At 60.5% G+C, this 12,659-nt stretch carries 11 protein-coding genes; 6 read left to right on the top strand and 5 right to left on the bottom strand.

The window, feature by feature from the left end; genetic code table 11:
- Positions 1-9: 9 nt before the first annotated feature.
- Together osmW and osmV are read left to right on the top strand one after the other, a co-directional pair.
- Positions 10-660: an osmoprotectant ABC transporter permease OsmW gene (osmW, locus tag BS626_RS07255; protein ID WP_075181728.1), complete on the top strand. Its 651-nt coding sequence runs from the start codon at positions 10-12 to the stop codon at positions 658-660.
- Positions 657-1,793 carry an osmoprotectant ABC transporter ATP-binding protein OsmV gene (osmV, locus tag BS626_RS07250; protein ID WP_075181727.1) on the top strand — a complete coding sequence of 379 codons (1,137 nt, stop codon included), beginning with the start codon at positions 657-659 and terminating at the stop codon, positions 1,791-1,793. The genes osmW and osmV overlap by 4 nt, the downstream gene beginning before the upstream one ends.
- 34 nt (positions 1,794-1,827) lie before the next feature.
- Here osmV and bioD read toward each other — a convergent pair whose 3' ends face one another.
- The 3 genes from bioD to BS626_RS07235 form a co-directional block, all read right to left on the bottom strand.
- Positions 1,828-2,502, bottom strand: a complete 675-nt coding sequence (gene bioD, locus BS626_RS07245) for a dethiobiotin synthase (protein ID WP_075181726.1) — start codon at positions 2,500-2,502, stop codon at positions 1,828-1,830.
- A gap of 120 nt (positions 2,503-2,622) precedes the next feature.
- Entirely contained in the window at positions 2,623-3,837 is a 1,215-nt protein-coding gene (locus tag BS626_RS07240) for an ROK family protein (RefSeq protein ID WP_075181725.1), read from the bottom strand.
- 136 nt (positions 3,838-3,973) lie between these two features.
- Positions 3,974-4,873 (bottom strand): LysR family transcriptional regulator, encoded by a 900-nt coding sequence (locus BS626_RS07235; RefSeq protein ID WP_075181724.1) that lies wholly within the window; start codon positions 4,871-4,873, stop codon positions 3,974-3,976.
- Between the two features lie 105 nt (positions 4,874-4,978).
- On the opposite strand from BS626_RS07235, the gene BS626_RS07230 reads away from it, so the two are divergent.
- Positions 4,979-6,235, top strand: a complete 1,257-nt coding sequence (locus tag BS626_RS07230) for an MFS transporter (protein WP_075181723.1) — start codon at positions 4,979-4,981, stop codon at positions 6,233-6,235.
- A gap of 157 nt (positions 6,236-6,392) precedes the next feature.
- Complete coding sequence (gene tus, locus BS626_RS07225; RefSeq protein ID WP_075181722.1) at positions 6,393-7,322, top strand: DNA replication terminus site-binding protein; 930 nt, start codon at positions 6,393-6,395, stop codon at positions 7,320-7,322.
- Between the two features lie 15 nt (positions 7,323-7,337).
- Here tus and fumC read toward each other — a convergent pair whose 3' ends face one another.
- Positions 7,338-8,735: a class II fumarate hydratase gene (gene fumC / locus BS626_RS07220; RefSeq protein WP_075181721.1), complete on the bottom strand. Its 1,398-nt coding sequence runs from the start codon at positions 8,733-8,735 to the stop codon at positions 7,338-7,340.
- Between the two features lie 333 nt (positions 8,736-9,068).
- Here fumC and BS626_RS07215 point away from each other — a divergent pair, with 333 nt between their 5' ends.
- Entirely contained in the window at positions 9,069-10,571 is a 1,503-nt protein-coding gene (locus BS626_RS07215; protein WP_075181720.1) for a YdgA family protein, read from the top strand.
- Between the two features lie 87 nt (positions 10,572-10,658).
- Here the strand turns inward: BS626_RS07215 and rluF are convergent, their stop codons facing one another.
- A complete protein-coding gene (gene rluF, locus BS626_RS07210; protein ID WP_075181719.1) occupies positions 10,659-11,519 on the bottom strand; it encodes a 23S rRNA pseudouridine(2604) synthase RluF in 861 nt (286 codons plus the stop codon).
- A 134-nt stretch (positions 11,520-11,653) separates the two neighbouring features.
- Here rluF and add point away from each other — a divergent pair, with 134 nt between their 5' ends.
- Positions 11,654-12,658 carry an adenosine deaminase gene (gene add / locus BS626_RS07205; RefSeq protein ID WP_075181718.1) on the top strand — a complete coding sequence of 335 codons (1,005 nt, stop codon included), beginning with the start codon at positions 11,654-11,656 and terminating at the stop codon, positions 12,656-12,658.
- Position 12,659: the final 1 nt, after the last annotated feature.

Below are 12,659 nucleotides of genomic sequence, written 5' to 3'. Positions count from 1 at the left end.
AGCACCAACATGGATACGTTGCATTATATGCTGCAAAACGGACACTACCTGATGACGCTGACGCTGCAGCATCTGTGGCTGGTGCTGGTGGCGGTCGGCTGCGCCATTGTGGTGGGCGTACCGATCGGCGTGATGATTGTGCGCGTCAAATGGCTCGCTGCGCCAATACTTGGCCTGGCAACCATTATGCTGACCATCCCCTCCATTGCCCTGTTTGGCCTGATGATTCCGCTGTTTTCGCTGATCGGTCAGGGCATTGGCGTGGTGCCGGCCATCAGTGCGGTATTTCTCTATTCGCTGCTGCCCATTATTCGCAACACCCATACCGCCCTGGAAAATCTGCCGGGCGGGCTGCGCGAAGCCGGCCGCGGCATCGGCATGACCTTCTGGCAGCGGCTGCGCTGGGTGGAAATTCCGGTGGCGCTGCCGGTCATTTTTGGCGGTATTCGCACCGCGGTGGTGATGAACGTTGGCGTGATGGCCATTGCCGCGGTGATTGGCGCCGGCGGTCTTGGTCTGTTACTGCTGGACGGTATTGGCCGGAGTGATATCCGCATGCTGTTAGCCGGCGCGCTGATGATCTGTTTACTGGCGATTGTGCTTGACTGGCTACTGCACCGTTTGCAGCTGGCGCTGACACCCCGGGGGATCCGTGAATGATTAAGTTAGAACACCTGACCAAAACGTTTCGTCAACAAAACGGCCAGACCTTTAACGCCGTAGACAATGTCAGCCTCCACGTACCGGAAGGCGAGATGTGTGTTTTGCTCGGTCCTTCGGGCTGCGGCAAAACCACCACGCTGAAGATGATTAACCGCTTGATTACCCGCAGCAGCGGGAAAATCTGGATTAACGGGGAAGATACCGACCAGATGGATACCGTCAGCCTGCGCCGCAATATCGGCTATGTGATTCAGCAAATCGGCCTGTTTCCGAATATGACCATTGAAGAAAACATCACCGTCGTCCCGCGAATGCTGGGCTGGGATAAGCAGCGCTGCCGCGCCCGCGCGATGGAGCTAATGAATATGGTGGCGCTCGAGCCGGGGAAATACCTCAATCGCTATCCTAAAGAGCTTTCCGGCGGTCAGCAGCAACGTATCGGCGTGATACGCGCACTTGCGGCAGATCCACCGGTGTTACTGATGGATGAACCGTTCGGCGCCGTCGACCCGATTAATCGCGAGGTTATCCAGAACGAGTTTTTGACTATGCAACGCCAGCTGAACAAGACCGTGATGCTGGTCAGTCACGATATAGATGAAGCGCTGAAGCTCGGCGATCGCATCGCGGTATTCGGCCAGGGAAAAATCGTGCAGTGCGCCAGTCCGGACGAGCTGCTGGCCACCCCGCGCAATGATTTTGTTGGATCCTTCGTCGGTCAGGACCGCACCCTGAAGCGCCTGCTGCTGGTGCAGGCCAGCGACGTGACCGACCAGCAGCCCACCATTACCGTTCGCAAATCGACGCCGCTGGATCAGGCCTTTGCCACCATGGACGACCACGATATGCGCGCGATAACGGTAGTGGACGACGACGGCAAGCCGTTGGGCTACGTTAAACGTCGCGAGGCGCGGGACGCCACGGGGGTGAGCGCGGACAAACTGCACACATTTAAAGTCACCGGTCGCGGCGAAGAGAACCTGCGCGTGGTGCTCTCCAAACTGTACGAACACAATACGGTATGGATGCCGATTGTCGACGAAGAGGGACGCTACTGCGGCGAAATTTCGCAGGACTACATTGCCGATTACCTCAGCTCAGGCCGAACCCGCCGCAAGCTCAACCAGTAACCGGAACGGGGAGGTTTGCGCCTCCCAGCCCGATTCAGTCGCCGCGAGTCAGCGGCACAATATCCAGATAGGGCTGCAGATCGCGCTCGGCTATGCGGGGTAAATAGGGGATCTCACCGAGCAGCGGCGCCGCCAGCCGTTCACGCAGCGCATCGACCACCGCGCAATAGTTCGGCAGGCACGGATTGACCCGGTTGGCAACCCAACCGACCAGCGGCAGACCGTCGGCGCGAATCGCTTCGGCGGTGAGCAACGCGTGACTCAGGCAGCCCGGCTTGATTCCTACCACCATGATCACCGGCAGACTTTCGCTGACGGCCCAGCGGCTGAGTGGAAAATCGGCATCCAGTAAGGTACGCCAGCCGCCGCAGCCTTCGACAATGACGCAGTCACTGGCTTTGCGCAGCTGCCGGAGTCCGGCGCTGAGCGGCGGCAGCGCGGCGCGCTGCGTGAGTGGCGGTGCGCTCTCCATCTCCGCGCGGGTCAGAGGATTGATCGCTTCATACGGCCAGTCGGCGCTGCACTGGGCCTGCAGCTGCAGCGCATCGCGGGCGCGCAGCCCTTCCGGTTTACCGAGGCCGCCGGATGAAAAAGGTTTATACCCCGCGACCCGACGCCCCGCGCTGGCGAATTTGCGCATGAGCGCGAGAGAAACGATGGTTTTACCGACTTCGGCATCCGTACCGGTGACGAAATAGCAGTGATTCATGGAGCCCTCCGCTGTGATGGCTGCCCCGCCCGTTACACCGGGCGGGAGAGCGATTGTAAGCTGCCGTTCAGCGTTACAATTTGCGGTAGCGCAATGTTTCCCCGGTGACCGGAAAGAAAATCAGCCCTGTAACAGGCGCACCAATAATGAGCCATTATATAAGGCATCCTTAACCAGCGCGGCACCCGGCATGGTACCGGTGTTGGGAAAATGCGTCGCCTCCACGCTGAGCGCGCGGGTATAGTCAGGAAGCGCCTGCTGCTGAACCGCAGAGTGGATCACGGGATAGAGGATGTTCGCCGCAGGATTCAGCGGCGAACCAATCAGAATTTTTTCAGGATTAAAAATATTCACCATCACCGCCAGAATCCGACCGACATTGCGGCCAACGTCGCAGAGGATGTCCCGCGCCAGCGCGTCACCACTGCGGGCGGCGTCGCACAGCGTGCTAACGCTCAGCGGCTGGCCGTGCAGGCGGGAACTCATCGACAGGCGCATACGCTGCGCCGCCAGCTCCAGCATACTGCTGGTACTGGCCAGCGTCTCCAGACAGCCGTGATTGCCGCAATAGCAGCGTTTGCCCCAGGGATCGACCTGGATGTGCCCCATCTCGACGCGGCTGCGATGACCGGCATGCAGCAGCCGCCCATCGCTGATCACCGCCGCACCGACGTGCTGATCGATAACCACCTGAATCACGTTTTGGCTACCGCGCGCGGCGCCAAACAGCGATTCGGCCAGCGCCCAGGCGGCGACATCGTGCTGAAGATAGACCGGTAGTCCACTGCGCTGTGACAGCGCCTCGCCCAGCGGCATGTCGCTGACGTCATACCAGGGCATGCGGTGCACCACGCCGGTGGTGGTATCGACAATGCCGGGCAGCGTGATGGCAATTGCAGTCAGCCGCTCCAACACCCGCTGATGCCGAATAAAGAAAGCGTCAATCTGCTGAATGATGCGCTGTAGCAGCGGTATCGCATCCTGCTGCGGCAGCGGCTGCGTCTCTTCAACAACCTGACGACTGCTGAGGTCGCGTAGCGCGAGGATCATTTCGCCCTGCGTGATACGCACCGACAAATAGTGCCAGGCTACGGTATCCAGTACCAGTCCCACGGCGGGGCGACCGCGACTGCCCGGCTCCTGGAATTCAGTCTCTTGCACCAGGTGTGCAGCCAGCATTTCCCGTACGATTTTCGTAATGCTGGCCGGGGCCAGCTGGGCCAGGCGCGACAGCGCTATGCGGGAGACAGGCCCCTGCTGATCAATCAAACGGTAGACGGCGCCAGCATTGGTCTGCTTAATCTGGTCAATGTGTCCTGGCTGACTCTCCAACATTTCTGGCCCTGCTCCGCTTATTTTCGCGCTTCAAAATAAAGCTTTTTGGTTATGGTGTAGCAGTTCGGTGGAGGCGTCAACTATTTGATCCCGTTTGTGATTTACCGCACAGAAATGCCAAAAGATTGCCAGTTTTTCACTCTGTCGGCGCGCCGGCCAGCAGCAGCGACCGCATCGTATTGAACGCGGCTCCCGGCTCACGCCCTTTTGCCCACACCAGCCATACCTCTGAGCGCGCATCACTTTCGAGCAGTGGGAGCCAGACCAGATTGTCCAGCTGTGCGCGGCGAAATGCCATCGGTAACAGGGATACCCCCAGTCCGGTCGCCACCAGACCAAGGATTGTCATCGCTTCGCCCACTTCCTGCGTGACAAAGGGCGTAATCGCGTAGCGCTGCAGCAGCGCCAGGATATCGCTGTATAAACCGGTACCGACGTGCGGATCGAAAAAGATAAAGGGTTCGTTAGCCAGCGCCCGAATGGAGATAGCCCCTCTGTCGGCCAGCGGATGATCGCGATGAACCAGCGCCATCAGGGGTTCCCGACGTAACAGCTGCCAGTCGAGGCTCGGCGGCAGCGGCGTATTGCGCATCACGCTAAGATCAAGATGTCCCTCTTCCAGCGGCGTCAGCTGCTGGCGAGTATTCATCTCCCGCATGGAAATGTGCACCGCCGGATAGCGCTGGCGAAAGCGCAACAGCGCATCGGACACCGCCGGAATCAGCGGCGCAGAGGAGGTGAACCCAATGCGGAGTTCACCTTCCAACCCCTGATGCAGCCGGGCTGCGCGTTCGGCCGCCTGCGCCGTTTGCTGGACAATCTGTCGGGCATCCAGCAGAAATTGCTCACCGGCGGCGGTCAGCTGTACGCTGCGATTGGTCCGCGAGAGTAACCTGGCGCCCAGCAGCGCCTCCAGCGCCATGATTTGCTGACTGAGCGGCGGTTGCGATATTGCCAGCCGTCGCGCGGCGCGGCCAAAATGGCACTCCTCCGCCACGGCGATAAAGTACCGCAAATGGCGCATTTCAATATTCATATGTGTAACCTCTTATTTGAGATTATTAATATATTGTACAACTCATTCCGTCACCATTACCCTCTTTACTCATCGTGACTTACTGACCCGCGCTAAGGATCCGCTGTGAATCGCACCGCCCCGTCGACCGACCTGGACGACCTCCCCGCTGTCGCCCCCTCTTCTCCCCCTTCGCCGGCCGGAGACTGGATTTTACGCGGATCGCCGCTGTTTATGCGCGCCACCGTCGCGCTGTTTACCGCCGGTCTGGCAACCTTTGCCCTGCTCTATTGCGTACAGCCGATTTTACCCGTGCTGTCGCAGCAGTTCGCCCTCTCGCCGGCGCAAAGCAGCCTGTCGCTATCGATTGCCACCGGACTGATGGCGCTGGGACTGCTGGTGACCGGCCCGCTCTCCGACGCGGTGGGCCGCAAGCCGGTGATGGTCACCGCGCTGGCCCTGGCGGCCTGCTGTACGCTGCTGGCGGCGCAAATGCATAGCTGGCACGCGATTTTACTGATGCGCGGACTGACCGGGCTGGCGCTCAGCGGCGTGGCCGCGGTGGCCATGACCTGGCTGAGCGAGGAAATTCACCCTTCGATGGTCGCTTTTGCCATGGGGCTGTATATCAGCGGGAACTCCATCGGCGGAATGAGTGGCCGACTGGTGAGCGGTGTGTTGACCGATGTGAGCAACTGGCGTATGGCAATGACCCTGCTGGGCTGTTTTGCGCTGGCCGCCGCGCTGATGTTTGCCCGCCTGCTGCCCGCTTCCCGCCATTTTCGTCCGGCGTCGCTGAGACCCCGGTCGTTATTGATTCACTTTCGCCTGCACTGGCGCGACGACGGGCTGCCGCTGCTGTTTGCAACCGGATTTCTGCTGATGGGCGCGTTCGTCACCCTGTTTAACTACATTGGTTACCGCCTGATGGCCAATCCGTGGCACCTGAGTCAGGCGACAGTTGGGCTGCTGTCGGTGGTCTATCTGACCGGATCCTGGAGTTCACCGCGGGCCGGCGCACTGACCGCACGGCTGGGGCGCGGACCGGTGATGCTGCTGGCTACCGCCGTGATGCTCAGTGGGCTACTGATTACCCTGGCCGCGCCGCTATGGCTGATTGTGACCGGCATGATGCTGTTTACCGCCGGGTTTTTCGCCGCCCACGCGGTGGCCAGCGGCTGGGTCGGCCTGCGCGCCCGCCGCGCGCGGGGGCAGGCCTCCTCCCTGTATTTGTTCAGTTACTACCTCGGCTCCAGCGTGGCCGGCACCGTCGGCGGTTATTGCTGGCACGCCGGCGGCTGGCCGGGCATCACACTGTTTATTACCGCGCTGTTGCTGCTGGCACTGCTCGCCGGCTGGCGACTGCAGCGGCGCACCCCGTAGGCAGCATCCCCGGTACAGAATGGCCGGGGCCTCTCCTCCCCCCCTACCGCGGCCCTGCGTGCGCCTGCCTGTTATCTTGCCAGAACGACCTGTGCACGGCGTTAAGGCTGTGTTATAGTCATCAACCTAATAGTATGTTGTAACTAATGAGGTGCGTATGGACAGTACTACACTGGTGCCACGTCTGCATGAGACGGTGAATGCGCTGGAGCTGCACCTGCAGCAGCTCTGCCAACAGCTGGCGACGCTGCCCGCGATCGCCGCGCGGGTGTTTACCCTGCCGGCAGTTGAAAAAGGACAGGAACATGAGGCCATTAGCCACATTGCCGTCGGGCAGCAGCTGGGGGAACAGGCCCGCCGTCTTGCCCTGGCCCACTACCCTCGGCTGTTTATGCAGCATCAGTCGGAGAAGATCAGTACGAAAGCCGCGGTGCGCCTGCCCGGTGTCCTCTGCCTGCGGGTTCGCGACGAGGAGCAACTGGGCGCCCTGCTTCAGCAGATTGAGCACATCAATCAACTGAAGCAGCGTCTCGAACAGCTGATTACGGTGGAGACCGGTCTGCCGTCCGACGCGCGCTTTGAATTTGTCCATCGCCATCTGCCTGGCTTAATCACCCTGAATGCCTATCGCGGCCTCACCGCGCTGCAGCAGGTCGACAGCGTCCGCTTTGGCTGGGCCAATAAGCACATCATTAAGAACGTCAGCCGCGAGGAGGTCGCCGCGCAGCTGGAAAAAAGCCTGCGCGCCGGACGGGCGGTAGCGCCCTGGACGCGCGAACAGTGGGCGGAAAAAGTGCAGGAAGAGCTGCGGTTAATTACCCGCCTGCCCAGCGGGGTCGGGCTGAAGATTAAACGCCCGGTGAAGGTTCAACCTATCGCCCGAGTCTGGCGCAGCGCCACGCAGAAGCAAACCCAACTGGCCTGTCCATCGCCGCTGCTGGTGTTCTGCCTGCCCCACGCGCAGGTGCCGGATATCGGCGAGCTGCTGAATTATGATGCCGATAACGTTCGCCATCGGCATAAGCCCGCCGCCGCCCCGCTGTCGCTGCTAATTCCCCGGCTGCATCTCTACAGCCATCCGGTCTGACGCGGGCGGCACGCTTTAGTCCGGCCGCTTGCCGACCATCGTCTGCGGCCGGACCCAGGCGTCAAACTCCGCCTCGCTCAGGTAGCCCAGCGCCAGCGCGGCGGCCTTCAGCGTCAGCCCTTCATGATGGGCCTTTTTGGCTATTTCCGCCGCTTTGTCATAACCAATGTGGGGATTGAGCGCGGTGACCAACATCAGGGATTCGTTCAGAAGCTGCGCAATTCGCCCGGTGTTTGGCGTGATGCCGACCGCACAGTGCTCGCGGAAGCTGTTCATACCGTCCGCCAGCAGGCGCACCGACTGCAAAAAGTTATGGATGATCATCGGCCGGAACACGTTCAGTTCAAAGTTACCCGATGCGCCGCCAATGGCGATCGCCACGTCGTTACCCATCACCTGACAACAGAGCATGGTGAGCGCTTCGCACTGGGTCGGATTGACTTTACCGGGCATGATTGAGCTACCCGGCTCGTTCTCCGGCAGGCTGATCTCGCCAATGCCACAGCGCGGTCCGGAGGCGAGCCAGCGAACATCGTTGGCGATTTTCATCAGCGATGCCGCCAGCCCCTTCAGCGCGCCGTGTGCATGAACCACGGCATCGCAGCCGGCCAGTGCCTCAAACTTATTCGCGGCGGTGACAAACGGCTTGCCGGTGAGTTCCGCCAGCGCAGCGGCCACCCGCTCAGCGTACTGGGGCGGCGCATTCAGCCCGGTGCCGACCGCGGTACCGCCCAGCGCCAGTTCGCTGAGGTGCGGCAGCGCCTGCTGCAAATGGCGTTCTGCGTGATCGAGCATCGCTACCCAGCCGGAGATCTCCTGACCGAGGGTAAGCGGCGTGGCGTCCTGTAGATGGGTCCGTCCGATTTTGACCAGGTCGGTAAACGCGACGGATTTTTCCGCCAGCGTGTCCCGCAGCGCGCTCAGTGACGGCAGCAGATCATCATGCATCGCCAGGGTTGCCGCCACGTGCATAGCGCCGGGAAAGACATCATTGGAACTCTGGCTTTTATTCACGTCATCATTGGGATGAACGCAGCGCCCCATCCCCCGCTCGCCGCCGAGCAGTTCACTGGCGCGATTGGCCAGCACCTCATTCATATTCATATTGGTTTGGGTGCCGGAGCCGGTCTGCCAGACCGCCAGCGGAAAGGCCTCGCGGTGCTTTCCGGCCAGCACTTCATCGGCGGCGGCAATAATCGCACCGGCGCGATCGGCGGGCAGCAGCCCCAGCTGCTGGTTCACCGCGGCGGCGGCGCGCTTGGTTAACGCCAGCGCCCGAATCAGCGCCAGCGGCATTTTTTCCACTGAAATGCGAAAATGCTCCAGTGACCGCTGGGTCTGGGCGCCCCAAAGCGCGTCGGCGGGCACCGCGATGCTGCCCATGGAATCTTGTTCACTGCGGGTTGCAGACATCGTTCTCTCCTTTGCTTCAGCCAGTACTGACAATCCTCAGCATAGACCGCCGGAGCGCACAGAGCGCGCATCACGGCATTTTTTGCCTGCTACCCGGCTGAAATGACGAAAAAGGCGGCCATCTGGCAGAGTAAGTCGCGTAATTGTCGCTGTACCACTATTCTTGCTGTGTGCCGCGAAGGCTATTGTCGAGACTGGCACCGCGCTCGAGCCGCGTGATATAGTCAGTCGTTGGGTAGAGAGTGTTTTCTAATCAAGCGATTACATTCAACATTTTTTGTATATTATGCTGACAGCCTGTCGGCAACCACAGACATCTAAAGGACGAAACAGATGAAGAAAACCAAGATAGCCGTTGGCGTGGTCGTCGCGCTGGGCCTGATTTGGACCGGTGGCGCCTGGTATACCGGCAAACAGCTGGAAGCCAACATGGATAAACTGGTGGCGCGCGCCAACGTCCAGCTGGCTAATATCTCGCCCGACGCGCACCTGACGCTGAGCTATCAGGATTTTCAACGTGGCGTTTTCACCAGCCACGCCCGCTTTATTCTGCAGGCCGACGCGAAAGCGGCGAATAATCCGCTGCTGCAGCCGGGCCAGCAGATCGTGCTCAATGAAACGATCGATCACGGTCCTTTTCCGCTGGCGCAGCTGAAAAAACTGTCGCTGGTGCCGGCAATGGCCTCAGTACACAGCGAGCTGGTGAACAATGACGCGGTCGCCAAACTGTTTGCCCTGACCGACGGCAAGTCTCCGCTGGAGATGGAGACCCGCATCAGCTACGCCGGCGCGACCCGATCCGATGTGCGAGTGCTGGCGATGGATTACCAAAACGGCGAGACCGGCGAACGCTACGCGACCGGCGGAGCGACGATGACCATCGAGGCCGATGAACAAGGCGATCAGCTGGCGTTCAATGGCGAGGTTGGCTCTCTCTCAGTAACGCGTAAAAATCAGCTCGACCAGCCAGCGCTGTTTACCTTCAGCAACCTGAAGGCCGATGCCAAAAGTCATTTGACTGCGGCCGGGATCCGCGTCGGTGACCAGGCGATCGGGCTGGATAAATTTACCATCAGCGTTGAGGGCAAAGAGGTCGCTGCCGCTGACGGGCTGAAAGGGAGCGCGTCGTTCAGCGACAGCGACGCGCAGAAAATTGCTGGTACTCTGGATTACAGTCTGGATGCGCTGCGCATTGATAACAAACCCTTCGGCCAGTTCGGCCTGACGATGAAGCTGGATAATTTCGACGCGGTGGCGATGAAAACCTTCAGCGAAAACTATCAGGCGCAGCTACAGCAAGTGCTGCAGCAGCCGGGCATTGCGGATAATCCGGAGTTGTATCAACAGAGCATTGATGCAGTGCTGGCGCAGAATCTGCCTACCCTGCTGAAAGGCAATCCGCACCTGGCGGTAGCGCCGCTGAGCTGGAAGAATGACAAGGGTGAGAGCACCTTTAGTCTGGACATCACCTTCCGCGATCCGGCCACCTCCCCCGGGGAAGCACAAACGCTGGACCAGGCCGTTGCCCGCGTACTGACCTCGCTCGATGGCAAACTGGTGATCTCTCAGCCAATGGCGATTGAGATCATGAAGCAGGTTGCCATTACCGAGGGCAACCCGGAAGAGCAGGCGGCGAAGCTGGCCGAGCAGCAGGTGAAAGGCGTGGCCGCGATGGGGCAGATGTTTAAACTGACCACGCAGCAGGACAACAACATTGTCAGTAGCCTGCAGTACAGCGGCGGCCAGGTGACCATGAACGGCGAGAAAATGACGCTGGCGCAGTTCCTGACCCGCTTTATGCTCGGCGGCGTGGTGCCAGAGGGCGGTCAGCCCTGAAGTGATCTTCACGCTCCCGCGTCATAACCGGCCAGGGCCAGGCGGCCCTGGTTTTTTATGCGCCGCGGTGGCTGGTCCCCGGGCGGACTAACGCCCCTTCTTTTTGCGCCCCGGCTGGGTAAAGCGCTTGCGTCCGGCGCCCGCAGCCGGGGGTCTGGCGGGGCTTTTTGCGGTCGGCTTTGCCGGCATGGCGGCGGCCGGGGATTTCTTCTTCGCCGGCTTCTCTTCGGAACTGGAATGTTCCAGTAATTTAAACAGCGCGATCAGTTCATCGTCATGCAAATCGCGCCACTCACCCAGCGGAATGCCCTTCAGATTGACGTTCATGATCCGCGTACGCTCCAGTCGGGTCACCTCAAAGCCAAAGTATTGACACATACGCCGGATCTGCCGGTTTAGCCCCTGCACCAGCACGATACGGAATACGCAGGGCCCCTCACGCTTCACTTTACACTTTTTGGTCACCGTACCGAGAATCGGTACACCGGCGGCCATTCCCTGTATAAAATCATCACCGAACGGCTTATCAACGGTGACCAGATACTCTTTTTCATGCTGGTTACCGGCGCGCAAGATTTTATTCACCAGGTCACCGTGATTGGTCAGAAAAATCAGTCCCTGAGACTCTTTATCCAGCCGGCCAATTGGAAAGATGCGCTTACTGTGGTTGACGAAGTCGCGGATATTGTCGCGTTCGCCCTCCTCCATGGTGGTCACAATCCCCACCGGTTTATTGAGCGCAATCAGAATCAGATCATCCGCTTCGCGTGGTTCGATCGCCTGTCCATTTACCTTTACCTCGTCGCCCGGAAAGACCTGCGCGCCCACCGCGGCCCGTCTGCCGTTGATGAACACATTACCCTGTTCAATGTAGCGATCGGCGTCGCGTCGCGAGCAGATGCCGCTTTCGCTGATGTATTTGTTTAGGCGTGTAGATGGCGTCGACATGGTTCCTCCCGAAAAACGCGGACTATACCTTACCGGCGCGCGCTTGCGAAGTGGGTCTGCGCGGCGCGGGCTGCATTGCGCCGGGGATTCGTTATATACTGGCCTGCACCTGTAAATAAAAAGCGAGTGCGCTCATGATTCAACACGATCTTCCCCTTACCGATATTCATCGCCACCTCGATGGTAATATCCGCGCACAAACCATTCTTGACCTGGGCCGGGAATTTTCTCTCCCTCTGCCCGCGAACACCCTCGAAACGCTGCGCCCCCATGTGCAGGTGACGCAGACCGAGCCGGACCTGGTGAGTTTTCTGGAAAAACTGGACTGGGGCGTTAAAGTGCTGGGGTCACTGGATGCCTGCCGCCGCGTGGCGCTGGAAAACATGGAGGATGCCGCGCGCGCCGGGCTGCACTATACCGAGCTGCGCTTCTCGCCGGGCTATATGGCGATGACTCATCAGCTGCCGATCGCCGGCGTTGTTGAAGCAGTGATCGATGGCGTCAGGGCCGGCAGCCAGCAGTTTGGCGTGCAGGCCAGGCTTATCGGCATCATGAGCCGCACCTTCGGTGAGGAGGCCTGCCTGCGTGAGCTGGAGGCCCTGCTGGCGCATCGCGATGCCATTACCGCGGTCGATCTGGCCGGTGATGAGCTGGGCTTTCCCGGCAGCGCCTTCCTGAGCCACTTCACCCGCGCCCGCGATGCCGGCTTTCGGGTCACCGTTCACGCCGGAGAGGCTGCCGGACCTGAAAGTATCTGGCAGGCCATTCGCGAGCTGGGCGCCGAGCGGATCGGCCACGGGGTAAAAGCGGTCGAGGATCCGGCGCTGATGGACTATCTGGCAGAGCATCGCATCGGCATTGAGTCCTGCCTGACCTCCAATATGCAGACCAGCACCGTGCCCTCGCTGGCCGCGCATCCGCTGAAGCGCTTCCTCGATCACGGGATCCTGGCCACGCTAAACACGGATGATCCGGCGGTGCAGGGAATCGAACTCGCGCACGAGTATGACGTTGCCGCGCCGGCGGCCGGCCTGACGCCGGCGCACATTCGTCAGGCCCAGCATAACGGGCTGGAGATTGCGTTCCTCGACGACGATGAGCGCCGTGCCCTGCGTCAGCGCGTCGCCGCTTCCCGCTGAG

This window comes from Pantoea sp. 1.19, assembly GCF_001922585.1.
Classification (GTDB): domain Bacteria; phylum Pseudomonadota; class Gammaproteobacteria; order Enterobacterales; family Enterobacteriaceae; genus 1-19.
Note: the sequence above shows the minus strand (reverse complement) of the source record. Positions and strands in the feature narration are given on the sequence as shown.